At 72.3% G+C, this 17,468-nt stretch carries 17 protein-coding genes; 6 read left to right on the plus strand and 11 right to left on the minus strand.

All coding sequences use genetic code 11. The features are described from left to right. The first annotated feature begins 2 nt into the window (after nt 1-2). Complete coding sequence (locus HS109_15440) at nt 3-1,568, plus strand: DUF3482 domain-containing protein (GenBank protein ID MBE7523756.1); 1,566 nt, start codon at nt 3-5, stop codon at nt 1,566-1,568. A 31-nt stretch (nt 1,569-1,599) separates the two neighbouring features. Here HS109_15440 and HS109_15445 read toward each other — a convergent pair whose 3' ends face one another. The 4 genes from HS109_15445 to xsc form a co-directional block, all read right to left on the minus strand. Continuing rightward, on the minus strand, nt 1,600-3,117 hold the full coding sequence (locus HS109_15445) for an AMP-binding protein (GenBank protein MBE7523757.1): 1,518 nt from the start codon (nt 3,115-3,117) through the stop codon (nt 1,600-1,602). Nucleotides 3,118-3,127: 10 nt separating this feature from the next. Next, the gene (locus tag HS109_15450; protein ID MBE7523758.1) at nt 3,128-4,558 is read right to left on the minus strand and encodes an aldehyde dehydrogenase family protein; all 1,431 of its coding nucleotides are present in this window, start codon (nt 4,556-4,558) and stop codon (nt 3,128-3,130) included. After that, the gene (locus HS109_15455) at nt 4,555-5,523 is read right to left on the minus strand and encodes a tripartite tricarboxylate transporter substrate binding protein (protein MBE7523759.1); all 969 of its coding nucleotides are present in this window, start codon (nt 5,521-5,523) and stop codon (nt 4,555-4,557) included. The genes HS109_15450 and HS109_15455 overlap by 4 nt, the downstream gene beginning before the upstream one ends. A gap of 174 nt (nt 5,524-5,697) precedes the next feature. Continuing rightward, nucleotides 5,698-7,449 carry a sulfoacetaldehyde acetyltransferase gene (gene xsc / locus HS109_15460; GenBank protein ID MBE7523760.1) on the minus strand — a complete coding sequence of 584 codons (1,752 nt, stop codon included), beginning with the start codon at nt 7,447-7,449 and terminating at the stop codon, nt 5,698-5,700. Nucleotides 7,450-7,635: 186 nt separating this feature from the next. On the opposite strand from xsc, the gene HS109_15465 reads away from it, so the two are divergent. Further along, the gene (locus HS109_15465; GenBank protein MBE7523761.1) at nt 7,636-8,430 is read left to right on the plus strand and encodes an IclR family transcriptional regulator; all 795 of its coding nucleotides are present in this window, start codon (nt 7,636-7,638) and stop codon (nt 8,428-8,430) included. Nucleotides 8,431-8,466: 36 nt separating this feature from the next. Here the strand turns inward: HS109_15465 and HS109_15470 are convergent, their stop codons facing one another. Beyond that, nucleotides 8,467-9,315: a DMT family transporter gene (locus tag HS109_15470; GenBank protein ID MBE7523762.1), complete on the minus strand. Its 849-nt coding sequence runs from the start codon at nt 9,313-9,315 to the stop codon at nt 8,467-8,469. A 26-nt stretch (nt 9,316-9,341) separates the two neighbouring features. Further along, nucleotides 9,342-9,908, minus strand: coding sequence for an inorganic diphosphatase (gene ppa / locus HS109_15475; GenBank protein ID MBE7523763.1), 567 nt, complete (start codon nt 9,906-9,908; stop codon nt 9,342-9,344). A 143-nt stretch (nt 9,909-10,051) separates the two neighbouring features. Between ppa and HS109_15480 the strand changes: the two genes are divergently transcribed. From HS109_15480 to HS109_15490, 3 genes are all read left to right on the plus strand, one after another. After that, nucleotides 10,052-10,801 (plus strand): DUF3047 domain-containing protein, encoded by a 750-nt coding sequence (locus HS109_15480; protein ID MBE7523764.1) that lies wholly within the window; start codon nt 10,052-10,054, stop codon nt 10,799-10,801. A gap of 91 nt (nt 10,802-10,892) precedes the next feature. Next, complete coding sequence (locus HS109_15485; GenBank protein MBE7523765.1) at nt 10,893-11,453, plus strand: gamma carbonic anhydrase family protein; 561 nt, start codon at nt 10,893-10,895, stop codon at nt 11,451-11,453. A gap of 104 nt (nt 11,454-11,557) precedes the next feature. Further along, entirely contained in the window at nt 11,558-12,355 is a 798-nt protein-coding gene (locus tag HS109_15490; GenBank protein ID MBE7523766.1) for a DUF2807 domain-containing protein, read from the plus strand. On the opposite strand, the gene HS109_15495 is transcribed toward HS109_15490, so the two are convergent. Together HS109_15495 and HS109_15500 are read right to left on the minus strand one after the other, a co-directional pair. Further along, nucleotides 12,343-13,467 carry a hypothetical protein gene (locus HS109_15495; GenBank protein MBE7523767.1) on the minus strand — a complete coding sequence of 375 codons (1,125 nt, stop codon included), beginning with the start codon at nt 13,465-13,467 and terminating at the stop codon, nt 12,343-12,345. The two genes, HS109_15490 and HS109_15495, sit on opposite strands and share 13 nt — an antisense overlap. Before the next feature lie 94 nt (nt 13,468-13,561). Continuing rightward, a complete protein-coding gene (locus HS109_15500) occupies nt 13,562-14,275 on the minus strand; it encodes a sulfite exporter TauE/SafE family protein (GenBank protein ID MBE7523768.1) in 714 nt (237 codons plus the stop codon). A gap of 78 nt (nt 14,276-14,353) precedes the next feature. Between HS109_15500 and fnr the strand changes: the two genes are divergently transcribed. Beyond that, nucleotides 14,354-15,136 (plus strand): fumarate/nitrate reduction transcriptional regulator Fnr, encoded by a 783-nt coding sequence (fnr, locus tag HS109_15505; protein ID MBE7523769.1) that lies wholly within the window; start codon nt 14,354-14,356, stop codon nt 15,134-15,136. Nucleotides 15,137-15,142: 6 nt separating this feature from the next. Here fnr and HS109_15510 read toward each other — a convergent pair whose 3' ends face one another. Genes HS109_15510 through ccoG form a run of 3 tightly spaced genes read right to left on the minus strand, consistent with a single transcriptional unit; the run spans nt 15,143 to nt 17,402 of the window. Further along, entirely contained in the window at nt 15,143-15,421 is a 279-nt protein-coding gene (locus HS109_15510) for a hypothetical protein (GenBank protein ID MBE7523770.1), read from the minus strand. 15 nt (nt 15,422-15,436) lie between these two features. Continuing rightward, the gene (locus HS109_15515; protein MBE7523771.1) at nt 15,437-15,946 is read right to left on the minus strand and encodes a FixH family protein; all 510 of its coding nucleotides are present in this window, start codon (nt 15,944-15,946) and stop codon (nt 15,437-15,439) included. Nucleotides 15,947-15,965: 19 nt separating this feature from the next. Next, entirely contained in the window at nt 15,966-17,402 is a 1,437-nt protein-coding gene (gene ccoG / locus HS109_15520; protein ID MBE7523772.1) for a cytochrome c oxidase accessory protein CcoG, read from the minus strand. Between the last annotated feature and the right edge of the window lie 66 nt (nt 17,403-17,468).

The raw sequence follows: 17,468 nt of genomic DNA on the forward strand, positions 1-17,468 counted from the left end.
GCATGGGAAGCGCCGCCGCGATCGCGCTGTCGCTGATCTCGCATACGAACGCCGGCAAGACGACGCTCGCGCGCACGCTCGTGGGGCGCGACGTCGGCGAGGTGCGCGACGCGCAGCACGTGACGCAGGAGGCCACCGCCTACCCGCTCGTCGACACGCCGGAGGGCGACGCGCTGGTGCTCTGGGACACGCCGGGCTTCGGCGACAGCGCGCGGCTCGCGCGCCGGCTCGCGCAGCAGGGGAACCCGGTCGGCTGGTTCCTGACGCAGGTGTGGGACCGCTTCCGCGACCGCGCGTTCTGGCTCTCGCAGATGGCGGTGCGCAACGTCCGCGAGCAGGCCGACGTCGTGCTCTACCTCGTCAACGCGTCCGAGGCGCCCCAGGACGCGGGCTACCTCGCGCCCGAGATGGCCGTGCTCGAGTGGATCGGCAAGCCGGTGATCGTGCTGCTCAACCAGACCGGCCGACCGCGTCCCCGCGACGAGGAAGCCGCCGAGGAAGCGCGCTGGCGCGAGGCGCTGGGGCCGCGTCTGACGGGCCGTCCCGAAGGCGTGGCGCCCGCTAGGGAGAAGCTCGCGCAGCAGGCCTCGGGGCGAACACCCGCGCGCCCGATGATCCGCGCCGTGACGACGCTCGACGCGTTCGCGCGGTGCTGGGTGCAGGAGATCGCGTTGTTCGACCTCGTCGGCGACGCGCTGCCGGCGGAGCGTCGCGCGCCGTTCCGGCGGCTCGCCGACGCGTGGCAGGCCCGGCGCCTCGCGCAGTTCGAGCGGGCGATGGCCGCGCTCGCGGAGCCGATCGCCCAGGCGGCCTGCGACCGCGAGCCGCTGCCCGACGCGGGCCTCGGCGGCGCGCTGCGCGGCCTGGGCCGAAGCCTCGGGATCGGCCGCGACGACGCCGAGAACGCGAAGGCCCGCGCGTCGCAGGCGTTGGCGGCGCGACTCGACGAGTCGCTGCGCGCAGGCACCGACCGGCTGATCGCGCTCCATGGCCTGGACGGCCGCGCGAAGGGCGAGGTGCTCGCGCGCCTCGCCGCGGGCGTGTCGGTCGATGCGCCGGTCGACGAAGGGAAGGCCGCGATGATGGGCGGCGTCGTGTCCGGGGCGCTCACGGGCCTCGCGGCGGATCTCGCCGCGGGCGGGCTCACGTTCGGCGCGGGCATGCTCGCAGGCGCCGTGCTGGGCGCGCTGGGCGGCGTCGGCATCGCGCGGGGGGTGAACCTCGCGCGAGGCAAGTCGGGAACGTCGCTCCGTTGGGACGACGCGTTCCTGTCGGGCCTCGCCGCGTCGGCGCTGCTGCGCTACCTCGCCGTCGCGCACTACGGCCGGGGGCGCGGCGACTGGACCGAGACCGAGTACCCGCCGTTCTGGCCGCCGCTCGTCGCCGAGGTGGTCGGCGAGCGCCGCGCCGCGCTCGACGCGATCTGGGCGGCGCGGGAGCCCGCCTGCGACAGCGAGCGCATCGCCGGCGAGCTCGCCGAATGGCTCGCCGGTGCGGCGCGCGAGACGCTCGACCGACTCTACCCGGGCTCGCTCGCGGCGACGCCGGGCGAACCGCAAGCACGGTGACCGCCCGCCGCCGCGCGGCGCGCCGCAACGGTCAGGGTGCGAAGCCCTCGGCGAGCTTCATCCGTTGCACCTTGCCGGACGGCCCCTTGGGCAGCGCGTCGACGAAGCGCACGTAGCGCGGCGCCTTGTAGCGCCCGAGCTCGCGCCGGCAGTGTTGATCCACCTCGTCGCGCGTGAGCGTCCGCCCGGGCTTGACGACGATGCACGCGAGGATCTCCTGGCCGTAGTCGCGGTCGGGCACGCCGACCGCCGCCGCCTCGAGCACCGCCGGATGCTTGAGCAGCGCCTCGTCGATCTCGCGCGGAGCGATGTTCTCGCCGCCCTTGATGATGAGCTCCTTGAGGCGTCCCGTGATGTAGTAGAAGTCGTCCGGGTCGCGGTAACCGAGGTCGCCGGTCGAGAGCCAGCCGTCGGCGGACACCGCCGACGCCGTCAGCTCCGGCGCCCGGTAGTAGCCCAGCATCACGCCCGGACCGCGCAGCTGGATCTCGCCGCGCTCGCCGTCCGGCTGCGGGCGCCCCTCTCGGTCCACCACGCGCGCCTCGATCCCCAGCGGGCGGCCGGGGCTGCCGACGCGGCGCTCGTGCAGCGCCATCGGATTGCAGAACGCGACCGACGCGCACTCGGTGAGGCCCATCGCCTCGACGATCGGGATGCCGAAACGCTCCTCGAACGCCAGCTGCTGCCCGGGCGGCAGCGGCGCCGAGGCCGAGCGGGCGAATCGCACCCGGCGCATCGCATCGCGCTCGGCGGGCGCCGGGTCCGGCGCGTTGAGCAGGTAGGCGACGATCGTCGGCACCAGGTTGAGCCAGGTCGGCCGCCACTGCGCGACCATCGGCCACCAGCGGGACACCGAGAACCGGTGCGGCATCACGATGCTGCCGCCCGAGCACAGCGTGCCGGTCGTCGAGATGCACTGCCCGTTGATGTGGTAGAGCGGCAGCGACGACAGCACGCGGTCGCGGGCGCGCAGGCCGTGGTGGCGCGCCACGGTGCGGCCGGCGTGCAGCATGTTCGCGTGGGACAGCAGCACGCCCTTGGGGAGGCCGGTCGTCCCCGACGTGTACATCAGCATCGACGGTCGCGCCGGATCGCGGCTCGCGAGCGCCGGAGGCGGCGATTCCGGCAGGTCGAGCCGATCCGCCACCACGACGACGAGGACCGGCGACGACCCGATGCGGGCCAGCGACTCGCGCACGCGCGCGGCGTGCTCCTCCGACGCGAACACCACCGACGGCTCCGAGTGCGCGAGCGTGTGGTCGAGGTGCGCGTCCTGCGCGAGCAGGTTGACCGGCACGACGATGCGGCCCGCCGCCATCGTGCCGACGAACACCGCGGTCGCCGCGATTCCGTTGGGCAGCATGAAAGCGACGCGCGCGCCTTCGGGCGCACCGAGCTCGTCGAGCCGCGCGGCGAGCGCGTCCGCCTTCGCCCCGAGCCCGCCGTAGGAGAGCACCGCGCCGGACTCGGGCGAGCACAGGAACGGCGCGTCGGGCGCGGCGGCGGCCCGCGCCTCGAGCACGGCGCGGAAGTCTCCGGTGGCGTCCACGGATGCGAGGCTAGATGCCGTGCCTGCGCCGGTAGTCGCCGAAGAGCTCGTCCTCGGTCGGCTCGCGCACGCGCTCCGGCGGAAGGGGGTGGACGACGCGCGTGACGTTCATGAAGTGGCGGACGTTGAGGTTGTCCGAGAAACTGTTGCCGCCCCAGCTGCCGCAGCCCATCGACAGCGAGAACGGCAGCGCGTTGTCGTAGCTCCCGCCGGTCGCGAAGCAGTGCGCCTGGTTGACGATGACGCGGCACACCGGCAGCGCGAGCCCGAGCCGCGTCGCGCGCTCGGGGAGCTTCGAGTGGAGGCCGACCGAATGACCGGCGCCCTGGAAGCGCAGGAGCGCCTCCGCCCGCGCGGCAGCCGCGTCGAAGGTCGGCGCCCGGTAGAACGCGAGCACCGGCGAGAGCTTCTCGCCGGAGAACGGCGCGTCCGGCCCGACGCCGTCGACGTCGACGACGAGGAACCGCGCCGACCGGCAGGCCTCCCGGTCGAGCCCCGCGAGCGCGGCGATCGCCCGCGCCGACTGCGCGACGAAGGCGGGGGCGAGCCTGTCGTCCGGAAACATCGCCCGCTCGAGGCGAGCCGACTCGTCGCGCGAGAGCCGGACGCCGCCGTGCCGCGCGAGCGCGGCGACGAGCGCGTCCGCGACCGCGTCGACCGCGATCACGCTGTTCTCCGACGAGCAGCTGGTCGCGTGGTCGAACGTCTTCGAGCGCGCGATCTTCTCCGCGGCGTCGGCCACGTCGGCCGTCTCGTCGACGATCGCCGCCACGTTGCCCGCGCCCACGCCCAGCGCCGGCGTGCCGCTCGCGTACGCGGCGCGCACGTTGTTCTGCGAGCCGGTCGCCACGACGAGGTCGGCCTGGCGCATCAGCTCCCGCGTGTGCTCGCGGGACACCGGCATCGGCAGCATCTGCACCAGGTCGCGGGGCGCGCCGATCCGGTCGAGCTCGGCGTGCACGAAGCCGATCAGGAGCGCGAGCGTCGAGGCGCCCTTCGGCGACGGCGCGAGGACGATCGCGTTGCGCGCCTTCAGCGCGTTGACGATGTTGTTGGCGGGCGTCGCGCCGGGGTTCGTCGACGGCGTGATCGCGGCGACGACGCCGACCGGCCTCGCGATCTCGACCAGGCCCCGCGCGGGATCCTCGGCGATCACGCCGGCCGTGCGCGCGCCCGCGAGGTCGCGCAGCAGGCCCATGGTCTTGCGCCGGTTCTTCGCGATCTTGTCGTCGACGTCGCCCATGCCGGTGTCGCGCACCGCGAGCTCGGCGAGCGCGCGGTTGCGCGACGGCTCGACGATCGCCCACGCGGCCGCGACCGCGAGCTCGTCCGCGCGCGACTGGTCGCAGGCGTCGATCGCGCGCTGCGCGGCGCGCGCGCGACCGACGAGCGCCGCCACCTCGCCGCGAACGCGCGCGGCATCCGGATCCCGGCCGTTCATTCGGGCGTGATCTTCGCCTCGCGGATCACGTAGTCCCACTTCTTCAGCTCGTCGCGGATCAGCGCGTCGAATTCCGCCGGCGAGTTGGACGCCGCCTCGGCGCCCTGCGCGAGCAGCTTCTCGCGCACCTCGGGCATCTGCAGCACCTTGACCATCGTCGCGTTGAGCTTGGCGACGACCGGCTGCGGCGTCTTCGCGGGCACGAGCAGCCCGTACCACGAGTCGACGACGACGTCCGGCACGCCCTGCTCGGCGATCGTCGGCAGGTCGGGCGCCGCGATGCTGCGCTTCGCGCTCGTCACCGCGATCGCCTTGAGGCGGCCGGCCTTCACGTGCTGCCAGGCCGCGGGCATCGACACGAACAGGAGCTGCACCTGACCGCCGATCGTGTCGGCGACCGCCGGGCCGCCTCCCTTGTAGGGGACATGCGTCATCTGGACGCCGGTCTTCAGCTTGAACAGCTCGCCCGCGACGTGTCCCGGCGAGCCGATGCCCACCGATGCGTAGTTGAACTTGCCCGGGTTCGCCTTCAGGAGCGCCACGAGCTCCTGGACGTTGCTCGCCGGCACCGAGGGGTGCGCGACGACGATCTGCGGGATCATCGCCGCTAGGCTCACCGGGATGAAGTCGCGCTCGACGTCGTAGGCGAGCTTCGGGTAGAGCTTCGGGTTGATCGTGTGCGACGACAGCGTCATCAGCACCGTGTAGCCGTCCGGCGGCGCCTTCGCGGCGAGCTCGGTGCCGACGCTGCCGCCCGCGCCGCCCTTGTTGTCGACGACGATCGGCGCTCCGAGCTCCGGCGAGAGCTTCTCGTTGACGATGCGGGCGACGACGTCGGTCCCGCCTCCCGGCGGATAGGGGACGATCATCCGGATCGGCTTCGACGGCCAGTCCTGCGCCTGTGCGAGGCCTGCGCAGAGCGCGAGCGCGAACGAGAGGGCGGTGGTGCGGCGGTACCTTGGCATGACGTCTCCTCCAGCGGTGAGCCCGTCTTGCGCGGGCTTGCCTCCAACTGCGGCTTCCTGTCCATGGACGGGGCAGGCGAGTATCGCCGTGCCGCGCTTCCCGTCAACCCCTCGCCGCCGCACGCTCCCGGCGGGGGCGCGCGGCGCGGATCGGGAGCGCCGGCCCGCAACCGGTCAGCGCCGCGGAGCCTCGGTCGACTTGTACTTGGCGAGGTGGCGCGTCGGCAGCGCGAGCGCGTCGCGCCGGAAGGGGTCGCCCAGCTCGCGCGTCACCATCATCTCGAGCACGGTCGTCCTGCCGTCCCTCTGCGCGGCGGCCGCAGCTCGCAGCGCGGGCCCCACATCCGACAGCTTCTCGACGCGCACGCCCTCCGCGCCCATCGCCTTCGCGACCGCGGCCCACGACGGCTGCCTGTCGAGGTTCACGCCGAGGAAGCGGTTCGCGTAGAAGTCGACGTGGTTCTTCTTCTCGGCGCCCCACTGGCCGTTGTTGAACACGACCGCGGTGACCGGGATGGCCTCGCGCACGCAGGTCTGGATCTCGCCGAAGCTCATCCCCCACGCGCCGTCGCCGACGTAAGCGATCGCCGGGCGGTCGGGCGCCGCGACCTTGGCGCCGATGATCGTCGGGAACGCGTAGCCGCAGTTGCCGAAGCTCATCGCGGCGAACATCGAGCGCGGTCGGTCGAAGCGCAGGTAGCTGTTCGACACCGAGCAGATGTTGCCGATGTCGGTCGACACCATCGCGCCCTCCGGCATCGCCCGCTCGAGCTCGCGCAGCATCTGGCGCGGGTGCATGTGCGCGCTCCCCTTCGCCTGCTCGAGCGACCAGGCGTCCTTCTCGTGGGTCCAGCCGTCGAGTTCGGACTCCCACGCCGCCTTCTCCGCCTTCACCTTCGCCAGGCGGTCCGCCTGGTTGGCGTGGCACGCGAGCGACTTGCCCTCGAGGCGCGCCGCGAGGGCGAGCGAGGCCGCCTTCGCGTCGCCGCAGATGCCGACGGTGATCGGCTTCACGAGGCCCAGCATCTTCGGGTCCGCATCGACCTGGATGATCTTCGCCTGCCTCGGCCAATAGTCGATGCCGTGCTGCGGCAGCGTGCCGAACGGGCCGAGGCGCGTGCCGAGCGCGAGCACGACGTCGGCCTGGCTGATGAGCTTCATCGCCGCCTTGCTGCCCTGGTAGCCCAGCGGCCCGCACCACAGCGCGTGCTTCGCCGGGAAAGCGTCGTTGTGCAGGTAGGAGACCGCGACGGGCGCCTGCAGGAGTTCGGCGAGCGCGATCGCCTCGCGCTGCCCGTTGGCCATGATCACGCCGCCGCCGGCGAGGATCACCGGGAACTTCGCGGACGCGAGGAGCGCGGCCGCTTCGTCCAGACTCTTCTCGCCGCCCGCGCCGCGTTCGATCACGATCGGGCGCGGGATCTCGCACTCGATGTCGCCGTAGAAGAAATCGCGCGGGATGTTGAGCTGCGTCGGTCCGAGTTCCAGGTGCGCGCGGTCGAACGCGCGGCCGGTGAGTTCGGCCATGCGCGCCTTGTTGTTCACGTGCGCCTGGTACTTGGTGATCCTGGTGAAGATCGGCAACTGCTCGGTTTCCTGGAAGCCCCCGAGCCCGAGCGTCATCGACCCGGTCTCCGGCGTGATGCACACGACCGGCGAGTGCGCCCAGTACGCGGCCGCGACCGAAGTCACGTAGTTGGTGATGCCGGGACCGTTCTGCGCGATGCACACGCCGTGACGTCCCGACACACGCGAATACCCGTCGGCCATGTGACCGCCGCCCTGTTCGTGCGCGACCGAGATGAAGCGGATGCCGGCGAGCGGAAACAGGTCGAGCGCGTCCATGTACGCGGAGCCCACGATCCCGAAGACGTCCTTCACGCCCTGCGCGACGAGCGTTTCGACGAACGCCTCGGAGGGGGTCATCTTCTGGCGGCCGGTCACGGGGGCGGCGACCGGGGTCGGCAGGTCGGCGGGCTTGTTCATGGCGAATCCTCCGAAACTCGCGCGAATGGCGCGAGAAGTCGAAGTGTTCCACAGCTCCGTGCCTGCATCAAGCTCTCAATCGAAAAATGGCTTGTGACATTTCATTTTCCGATATATCGTCAGCGCATGGCCTCGAAGCGCGACCGCGTTCCGCCGCTGCTCCGGGCGTTCGGCCTGCTCGAACGCGTGGCCCGGGCGAACGGTCCGGTCGGCTTGCAGGAACTCGCTTCGGACGCGGATTTGCCGAAGCCGACGGTCTACCGGATGCTCGCCACGCTCGAGGAGGCCGGGCTCGTCACCCGCGAACCCGACGGCCGCCGCATCGCGGCGGGACCGAGGCTCGTGCGCTTCGCGCTCGACGTGCAGCTCGCGGAGACCGTGCGCGCCCCGCGGCACGCGATCCTGAAGCGGCTCGCCGAGACGCTCGGCGAAACCGTGAACCTCACGATGCTCGACGGCAGCGAGGTCGTCTACCTCGACCGCGTCGAGACCGAGTGGCCGCTTCGCATGACCCTGCAGCCGGGGTCGCACGTCCCGCTCCACTGCACCGCGAGCGGCAAGCTCCTGCTCGCGCTGCTGCCCGCGGCGCGCAGGCGGCGCATCGTCGAGGAACTCTCGCTGGCGCGTTTCACCGACCACACGATCACCGACCGCGACGCGTTGTGCGCCGAACTCGCCGCGATCCGACGCGACGACCTGTCGACCGACAATGAAGAATACCTCGCGGGACTCGTGTGCGTCGCGGTGCCGGTGGCCTCACCCGACGGGCGCAACGTCGCGTGCGTCGCCGTACACGCGCCGGTCGCACGCATGCCGCTGGAACGCGCGCTCGCGCACGTGCCCGCACTGCGCGAGGCTGCGGCCGCGCTGGGTGCGACGTTCGGCGCGCCGCACGTCAATGCGGGCCGGGCTTCCGCCTGACGGGGTTCGCGCAGGGCGACAAGCCGTCACGGCTTCTCAATCCGGTTGGGCGGGCGCCTGGGCGCGGGCGAGCGCGACGCCGACCGCGATCAGGACCATGCCGGCGAGCGCCGCGGCGTCGAGCGTCTCCCCGAAGAACTGCCAGGACATCCATGCGGTCACCGGCGGCACGAGGTAGAAGAGCGCCGCCACGCCGGCGGCGGCGCCGCGACGCAGCAGCACGAAGAGCAGGCTGATCGCGCCGACCGACAGCACGAGCACCGACCACCCGAGCGCGAAGGTGAACGCAGGCGTCCAGCGGATCGACTCCGACTCGAGCATCGCGAGCGGCGCGTAGGCGATCGCGCACACCGAGAACTGGATCACCGCGCCCGACCGCAGGTCGACGCCCCCGCCGTGGCGCTTCTGGTAGAGCGTTCCGATACTGATGCCGGCGAGCGCGATCGCGGCGGCGACGAGACCGCTCGCTTCTCCGGCGTAGCCGAGCTTGTTGCGCACCACGAGCCCCACGCCGACGAAACCCAGCACCAGCCCGATCCACTGGCGGGGGACGACCGCCTCGCCGAGCCACGAGCGCGCGATGGCCACCGTGACGATCGGCTGCAGGCCCACGAGCATCGCGATCGTGCCCGCGGGCATGCCGCCGGCGATCGCGTGGAACACCCCGCCGAGGTAGAGCCCGTGCACGAGGAGCGCCGCGATGCCGACGTGCACCGCCTGCGCGCGCGACGGCCAGCGCGCACCCGACGCGAGCGCCACCGCCGCCATCAGGGCGGCGACGCACACGAAGCGGACGAACAGGAACGAGAACGGCGGGGCGTCGGGCAGCCCCAGCTTCGCGGCGACGAAGCCGGTGCTCCACAGGAGCACGAACAGCGCGGGCAGCCAGGCCGCGCCGGGCCGAGGCACGGTCAGCGCGCCTTCGTCGCGGCCTTGCGCGCGCGGAGCTTCGCCTTGCGGTAGCGCTCGACCGACTCGACGATCTCGCGCCGGGCGTCCTCCGCCTCGACCCAGGTGCCGACGCGCACCCACTTGCCCGGTTCGAGGTCCTTGTAGTGCTCGAAGAAATGCGCGATCTGGCGCATCTGGACCTCGGGCAGGTCGCGCGGCGACTTCACGTTGGTGTAGAGCGGCGACAGCTCGTCGACCGGCACCGCGAGGATCTTCGCGTCGCCGCCCGCCTCGTCGTCGAGCTTCAGCATGCCGATCGGCCGGCAGCGAACGACCACGCCGGTGATGAACGGCATCGGCGAGAGCACGAGCACGTCGCAGGGGTCGCCGTCGAGCGAGAGCGTCTGCGGGATGTACCCGTAGTTGCACGGATAGTGCATCGCCGTCCACATCAGCCGGTCGACGAACACCGCGCCCGTGTCCTTGTCGACCTCGTACTTGATCGGATCCGAGCGCATCGGAATCTCGACGATCACGTTGCAGTCGTGCGGGACGTCCTTGCCGGCGGGTACGGACTCGAGGCTCATCGGAGGGGCTCGCGAGAGGGGGCGCGGCCGATTATAGCGGCGGCACTTCCCGCCGCCGGGGGCGCGACAAGGCGCTCGCGGCGCGGCATACTTGCCGCCGCGTCCGCCCCCCGACCACGACACCGCCCGAAACGAGGTCCGACATGCGCCGTCCCGCCGCCGTCTCGACCGCAGTCCTCTGCTTCGCGCTCGCGGCGCCGTCCGCCGCGACGGCACAGGTCCGGGAGATCAAGGACGCCGCGACGATCCCCCCGTTCTCGGCCGGCAAGGTCGGCGCGCCGCAGTCGCCCTGGATCATCGTCCGGGTCAACGAGCGCAAGAGGCTCACGGATTTCGACATGGTCGAGGACGGCGGCAAGGTCGTGCTGCACGCGAAGTCCGACGCGGGCGCGAGCGGCATCGGCGTGCGCACCGCGCTCGACGCCTCGAAGACGCCGATGCTCGCGTGGCGCTGGAAGATCGCGGGCGTCGTCGAGGGCGCCGACAACTCGGTCGCGAGCAAGGAGGACGCAGCGGCGCGCATCGTGCTCGCGTTCGACGGCGACAAGGACAAGCTCTCGTTCGGCGATCGCACGACGATGAGGCTCGCGAGCAGCGTCTATTCGCAGGAACTGCCTTACGCGACGTTGATGTACATCTGGGCGAGCAGTGCGCCGGTCGGTACCGTCATCGCCAATCCGCACACCGGACGCATCAAGATGATCGTCGTGGCGAGCGGCAACGGCGACGCGGGCAAGTGGCAGTCGGTGAAGCGCAACCTGCGCGACGACTACCGGAAAGCGTTCAGCGAGGACCCCGGCACGCTCACGTCGATCACCGCGTTCTCGGACTCGGACAACACCGGAACGCGCGCGGAAGCCTGGTTCGGCGACATCTCCCTCACTGCACCATGAACCGGGTCTCCATCGCGCTCCGCAGCGGCACCGGCGCGTCGACGGTTCACGCCAGGCGGGGCGCGGCCCGGCCCCGGCGGGGGGTTCCGCGATGAATGCGACGTCCGCGGGACCGCTCTACTCGTTCGAGGATCGAGGCGTCGAACTGCGCGGCGGCGGCCACTACGTCGCGCCCGGCGCGGTACTGATCGGGCGCGTCGTCCTGGGAGACCGGGCGACCGTCTGGTTCGGCGCGATCGCGCGCGCCGACAACGAACCGATCGTCATCGGCGACGAGACCAACCTCCAGGACGGCGTCGTGCTGCACGTCGATCCCGGGTTTCCGCTCACGATCGGGCGCGGCGTGACCGTCGGCCATCAGGCGATGCTGCACGGCTGCACGATCGGCGACGGCTCGCTCATCGGCATCAAGGCGGTCGTGATGAACGGCGCGACGATCGGTCGCGAGTGCCTGATCGGCGCCAACGCGCTCGTCGCGGAGGGCAAGACGATACCCGACCGCTCGCTCGTCCTCGGGAGTCCGGGGAAGGTCGTCCGGACGCTCACCGACGACGACGTCGCGATGCTGCGGCGGGCCGCCGACGGCTACGTCGAGAAAGGCGCCCGGTACCGCCGGGGCCTCGCGGCCGATCCGCGCGATCCCAACCGCTGAGGCCCGGGCGCGGCAGCAGCGCTGCCGGCCTCGGCCCGTCGCGCGCGAAACCGGAACCGGCTCCCGGCGCATCCAACCTCGGTCCGACCTGTCCGGAGTTCGTGATGCGCCGATCCGCCCTGCCCGTCGTGGTCGTCGCCTGCGCGATCGTGGCCGCCGTGCTCGCATGGCTCGTCGTCGGGCGGATGTTCCGCGCGACGTCCGGGGCACCGGCGGGGCCGCCGGTCGCCGAGACGCGCGCGGTCGGCGAGTTCGCGAAGCTCGACGTCTCCGGCCACCTGAAGCTCGAGATCGTCCAGGCCGACCGCTACGAAGTCGTCGTCGAGGCCGCCCCCGGCGAGGCGGCCCGCGTCCGGACCGAGGTTTCCGGCCGGACGCTCCGGATCACGGCCAAGGCGGCGGGCGGGCGCCGGGGCAGGGACGGGGTCGACCGTGACCTGCGCGTCGTCGTGCGCGCCCCCTCGATCGAGGCGGTCGATCTCTCGGGCGCCGTGAAGTTCACCGCGAAGGCTCTGTCGGTGCCCGCGTTCAGGATCGACGCATCGGGCGCCACGAGCATCCGCATCGACTCCCTCGACGTCGAATCGCTGCGGCTCGTCGGTTCGGGCGCCGTCGAAGCCGATCTCGCGGGCCGTGCGACCGAGCAGTCGATCAGCCTGTCGGGCGCGGGCACCGTGCGCGGGGCCCGCCTCCGGAGCCTGTCGGCGCGGGTCGACGTGTCGGGTGCCGGCAGCGTCGTGGTGAACGCCGAGAAGTCGCTGCGCGTCAGCCTGTCGGGCGCGGGAATCGTCGAGTACCTCGGAACGCCCGAACTGGAGGAAAGCGTGAGCGGACTCGGCCGCATCAAGCGTCGCGACGCCGCGACTTCAACGTCGACGCGACAGCGCCTTCAGGTCGCCTGACCCTCCCCGGCCACGCGGTCCGCGGCCTTGAAGAGCAGCGCGAGGCCGGTCGCGCTGTCGCGGTCCGCATGCACGCCCGGCAGGATGCGGACGTCCGCGACCCGGCATTCGGCGAGCACCTGGGCGAGCATGTCCGCGACGTCGGCCACGCGGTCGAGCGGTTCGAGCGGGCAGCGGAAGCCCTCGGCGCCGCGTTCGTCGAACGGCGAGGACAGCGACACGCGCAGTTCGCCGCTCGAGCGCGTTCCGGCGATTCGATGCGCGCTGATCGTGGCGGAGGGCTCGCCCGCCGCCGCGCGCATGCGCCGCAACGCGTTGCTCGCGAACAGCGTCGCGGCGGCCTCGCGGCTCACCAGTCGTCCGGTCGCGACCGCCGCGGGAAGCGATTGCGGCGCGCGCGGCATCGCGACCACCGTCACGCCCGGCGCACCGATCGCGCGCGAGAGCGCGCGCGTGAGCGGCATTCCCCACGCGCCGACTTCGGTACGCGCGCACAGCGCACCGACCGACGCCGCGAGCGCCGATCCGACGAGGAAGCGCAGGTGCACACGCTCGCCGCCAGCGAGCGCGGCGATCGGCGCGGGCGCGATGTCGAGCGGAGCGGGCGCCGACGACGACGCCGCGCGCATGAGGCCGGGCAGCGCGCGAAGCTCGATCGCGTCGGCGCCCGCCAGCGCACCGGCGAACGCGAACTGGCGGTTGCCGGAAAGCGCCCCGTGCTCGACGAGGATCGCCGCGAGCGCCTCCGGCGCGTCGATCACCGCGTCGAGTTGGTGCTCCGCGCCGTCGTCGGAGGCCGCGACGACGAGGATCGGCAGCGCGAAGAGCACCGGCGCGATCGCCTCGCCGCGCGCGCGTTCGACTTCGGTGACGATCGCGCGCCACAGGTGCCGGTGGATCGCCGCCGACGGGGCCGACGCCAACAGAAGGTCGAGTCGGTCGCCGTCGCCCGCATCGAGGATCGCGTCGAGCCGCGCGGCGATCTCGGCATCGCGGGCCGCCGCGACGGCCCCGGTCTCGGCGCCGAGGCTCGCGTCCGCGAGTTCGTGCAGCGCGCGCGCGTCCGCGCTCGCCGCGTCGGGCGACGGATACACGCGGGGATCGGAGATCATCGACGGGGCCGGTCGGCGGGAAGCCGCGCATTGTCCCATGCATGGAGCGCGCGGTTCGGCGCCGGCGGAAACGAATCGGCGCCGCCAAGCACCGTCACACGAAGCAGAACGGCCCGTTGCCGAGCGAGGCCGGAGCGAACGCCACGCGCCACAGCCCGGCGAGCGCGAAGGCGCCGACGAGCGCACCCGCGCTCCAGCGCAGCCACCGCGCCTGCAGCCATCGCTTCGCGCGCATGAGCAGGTACGAGGCGAAGAGGAGGTTCGGCAGCGTGCCCAATCCGAACGCCAGCATGATCGTCGCGCCCTGCCACGCGCCGCCGGACAGGAGCGCGATCGGCAGCACGCCGTAGACGAGCGCGCAGGGCGTGAGGCCCCACAGGGCGCCGAGCGCGACGCGCGCGCCCCAACCGTTGCCGCGCAACGCCGGAGCCGCGGCCGGTGCGACCGACGCGTAGAGCTTGAGTCCGAGCGCCTCGAGCGCCGCGGGCGCGGTGCGCCCGCGTGCGATCCCGATCGCGAGCATCAGCAGCGCGAGGTTCGCCACCGCGTAGAGGCCGCGCTGCCACGGCGCGAACGACGCGGCGAAGGCGACGCCGCCCGCCGCCCCGGCGAGCGCGCCCAGCGCGGTGTAGGTCGCGATGCGTGCGGCATGGGCCAGCGCGAGTCCGGCCATGAGTTCGCGCCGCGGCAGGAGCACCGACGTGCCGCCGCCCTGCGCGAGGGTGATGTACGCCCCGCACATCGCGAGGCAATGGAAGGCGCCGAGCGCGCCGGCGAGCCATGCGGCGACGATCGCCGAATGCGGCATCGCGCGCTACGCCGGGGACGCCGGGGGCGCGTTTGGTACCATCGTCGGCTGGCATCCGTCCCCGAGCAGCACCCCGCCATGCCCGCACGCTCCCCGCGTCCCGCACCGCCCGCGACACCCGCCACGACCGGCGCGCCCGCGGAGGTCATCTCGATCCTCGCGCTGAAGGCGCATTGCTCGACCTGCTCGCTGCGCGAGTTGTGCCTGCCGGTGGGTCTCGATGCGAACGACATGAAACTCGTCGACGCGACGGTGCGCCGCCGCACGCGCCTGCGCAAGGGCGAGACGCTCTACCGCGCCGGGCAGCCGTTCTCGGCGCTCTACGCGATCCGTCTCGGCACGCTCAAGACCACCGTGCTGTCGGAGGACGGTCGCAACCAGGTCGCGGGCTACCACCTGCAGGGCGATCTCGTCGGCCTCGACGGGCTCGGCACCGAGCGCCACGGTTGCGAAGCGGTCGCGCTCGAGGACAGCGAGGTGTGCGCGATCCCGTTCGGCGAACTCGAGGAGCTCGCGCGCTCGGTCCCGGCGCTGCAGCGGAACCTCCACCAACTCCTCGCGCGCGAGATCTCGCGCGACCACGGCGTGATGCTCGTGCTCGGCAGCATGCGCGCCGAGGAGCGCCTCGCGAGCTTCCTCCTCAACCTCTCGCGGCGCTACCAGTTGCGCGGCTACTCGTCGACCGAGTTCGTGCTGCGCATGACGCGCGAGGAGATCGGCAGCTACCTCGGCCTCAAGCTCGAAACGGTGAGCCGGCTGTTCTCGCGCTTCCAGGACGAGGGACTCCTCGAGGTCGGCGGCAGGACGGTGAAGATCCTCGACCTCGACGCGCTGCGCAAGCTCGTGGGGCACCGGGAATAGCAACGGTCATCGCGGACCGGGCGCGGTGCCGGACGCCGCGCGACGGTCGAACGGGGAGCGCTCGAGGAACACCGTGAGCGCGGACGACGCCGCGCCGAGCGCCCAGAACGCGAAGAAGCCGATCGTGTAGACCGCCGGCCGGGAGAGACCGACCGGCGCGCCCTGCACCATCAGGTCGGCGGGATCGAATACCGAGAAGAACGCGAACTCCGCCGCGCCGGCGACGAGGAACGCCGGCCACAGCACCCACATGATCCGGTGCGCGAAGTCGCTGTCGAGTTTCATCGTCGTCCCTCCAGACTATCGCGCGCGCAGCTTCAGGCCGGCGAGGGGCGCGCTCCCCTCGACGCCCGGCAGCCGCCAGGTGTCGGTCTCCACGATCACGAGCCAGCGCCCGGCGTCGACCGGCGGCAGGCGGCCCTCGTAGCGCGCGCCTGCCGCGCGCACGAGCATCGCGGCGCGGTCCTCGCCCTCGCGCGTCGGATGCGCGAGCCGCAACCGCAGCGCGGCCGGACGCGCCGCCGCGTTCGCCTCGCCGCCGTCGAGCACCACGACAGCGCGACCATCGGCGGCGACGTCGACCGTCGCCGACACGCCGAGCGCCGCCGCGCGCTCGACGCGTTCGAGCACCTGGTTGATCGCGAGGCCGCGCTTGTAGTAGTCGTCGGCGACGAGTCCGTCGTCGGTGCGGATGGCGATCACCAGCGTCGCGATGCCGGCGATCACGGCGATCGCGGGACCGAGGATCAGGAGCCAGGGCCAGCGGTCGCGATACCAGGGCACCGCGAGGGTCGGGGGCGGGGTCGCCATGGGGCGGAGGGGCGCGTCGTTACAGCCGCGGCAGGATGAAGGTGGAGCGCTCGTCGCGCTTCAGCCCGGCCTCGTCGACCGACGCGATCTCGATCTCGATCTTGTGCGTGCCGGGCTCCGCCGCGTCGGCGGCCGTCCGCAGGCGCAGCGGGACGTTGCGGACCCCCGAAGCGTCCACTTCGACCGGCTGCTCGACGCCGACGACCTCGAGGCCCGGCAGCCCGCGCGCCCGGATCTCGAAGCGGTGCGGCGTCTCCGAGGTGTTCATGATGTGCAGGCGGTAGACGTTCTCGATGACGCCCGGCGCGGCTTCCCGCGCGAGCGCGCCGCGGTCGCGCAGCACGTCGACCTTGAGCGGGTTGCGCAACGCGAGCGAACCCAACGCGGCGGCCGAGATGGCGATGAACAGCGCCGAATAGGCCAGCGTGCGCGGACGGAACACGCGGCGCCACATCTCGCGTGCGCCGTAGCCTCCGGCGAGCGAGTTCTCCGAAGCGTAGCGGATGAGCCCCCGGGCATACCCCATCTTGTCCATCACCTGGTCGCAGCCGTCGATGCAGGCGGCGCAGCCGATGCACTCCATCTGCAATCCGTTGCGGATGTCGATGCCGGTCGGGCAGACCTGCACGCAGATCTCGCAGTCGACGCAGTCGCCTAGGCCCTTCTCGCGCGGATCGGTCTTCTTCGACCGCGGGCCGCGCGGCTCGCCGCGGCCGGGGTCATAGGCGATGATCATCGTGTCGCGGTCGAACATCACGCCCTGGAAGCGCGCGTACGGGCACATGTAGGTGCACACCTGCTCGCGCATCCAGCCCGCGTTGCCGTAGGTCGCGAACGCGTAGAACAGGATCCAGAACGTCTCCCAGGGGCCGAGATCGAAAGCCAGCACGCGCAGGCCGAGTTCGCGGATCGGCGTGAAGTAGCCGACGAACGTGTAGCCGGTCCACAGCGCGATCGCGATCCATGCGGTGTGCTTCAGCGTCTTCTTGACCCCCTTGTCGAGCGTGAGCGGCCGCCCGTCGAGGCGCATGCGCGCGACGCGATCGCCCTCGATCCTGCGCTCCACCCACAGGAAGATCTCGGTGTAGACGGTCTGCGGGCACGCGTAGCCGCACCACAGCCGGCCGGCGATCGCGGTGAACAGGAACAGCGCGAACGCGGACAGGATCAGGAGCACCGCGAGGTAGATCACGTCCTGCGGCCAGAAGACCAGGCCGAAGATCGTGAACTTGCGCGCGGCGAGGTCGAACAGCACCGCCTGCCGGCCGTTCCAGGAGAACCACGGCAGCCCGTAGTACACGATCTGCGTCGCCCAGACCAGCGCCCAGCGCCAGCCCGCGAACCAGCCGTGCACCGCACGCGGATAGACCTTGCGGCGGATCTCGTAGAGCGCGCCCTCGTCGGGCGCGGCCGGCGCGGGAACGATCGGGATCGTCTTCCTCGTGTCCACGTCCATCGCTTCGATGCGCGGCGGCGCACCGGCGGCGGCCGTGCGCGGGAGGGTTCCGCGCGAACCCGACGC

Source organism: Burkholderiales bacterium (assembly GCA_015075645.1).
Classification (GTDB): domain Bacteria; phylum Pseudomonadota; class Gammaproteobacteria; order Burkholderiales; family Casimicrobiaceae; genus VBCG01.

Coding starts and splice junctions, on each gene's coding strand:
- HS109_15450 (MBE7523758.1), bottom strand. CDS start 4,558: ATGAACGGCCGGGATCCGGATGCCGCGCGCGTTCGCGGCGAGGTGGCG.
- HS109_15455 (MBE7523759.1), bottom strand. CDS start 5,523: ATGCCAAGGTACCGCCGCACCACCGCCCTCTCGTTCGCGCTCGCGCTC.
- HS109_15480 (MBE7523764.1), top strand. CDS start 10,052: ATGCGCCGTCCCGCCGCCGTCTCGACCGCAGTCCTCTGCTTCGCGCTC.
- HS109_15500 (MBE7523768.1), bottom strand. CDS start 14,275: ATGCCGCATTCGGCGATCGTCGCCGCATGGCTCGCCGGCGCGCTCGGC.
- HS109_15495 (MBE7523767.1), bottom strand. CDS start 13,467: ATGATCTCCGATCCCCGCGTGTATCCGTCGCCCGACGCGGCGAGCGCG.
- fnr (MBE7523769.1), top strand. CDS start 14,354: ATGCCCGCACGCTCCCCGCGTCCCGCACCGCCCGCGACACCCGCCACG.
- HS109_15515 (MBE7523771.1), bottom strand. CDS start 15,946: ATGGCGACCCCGCCCCCGACCCTCGCGGTGCCCTGGTATCGCGACCGC.
- HS109_15440 (MBE7523756.1), top strand. CDS start 3: ATGGGAAGCGCCGCCGCGATCGCGCTGTCGCTGATCTCGCATACGAAC.
- ccoG (MBE7523772.1), bottom strand. CDS start 17,402: ATGGACGTGGACACGAGGAAGACGATCCCGATCGTTCCCGCGCCGGCC.
- HS109_15465 (MBE7523761.1), top strand. CDS start 7,636: ATGGCCTCGAAGCGCGACCGCGTTCCGCCGCTGCTCCGGGCGTTCGGC.
- HS109_15485 (MBE7523765.1), top strand. CDS start 10,893: ATGAATGCGACGTCCGCGGGACCGCTCTACTCGTTCGAGGATCGAGGC.
- xsc (MBE7523760.1), bottom strand. CDS start 7,449: ATGACCCCCTCCGAGGCGTTCGTCGAAACGCTCGTCGCGCAGGGCGTG.
- HS109_15510 (MBE7523770.1), bottom strand. CDS start 15,421: ATGAAACTCGACAGCGACTTCGCGCACCGGATCATGTGGGTGCTGTGG.
- ppa (MBE7523763.1), bottom strand. CDS start 9,908: ATGAGCCTCGAGTCCGTACCCGCCGGCAAGGACGTCCCGCACGACTGC.
- HS109_15490 (MBE7523766.1), top strand. CDS start 11,558: ATGCGCCGATCCGCCCTGCCCGTCGTGGTCGTCGCCTGCGCGATCGTG.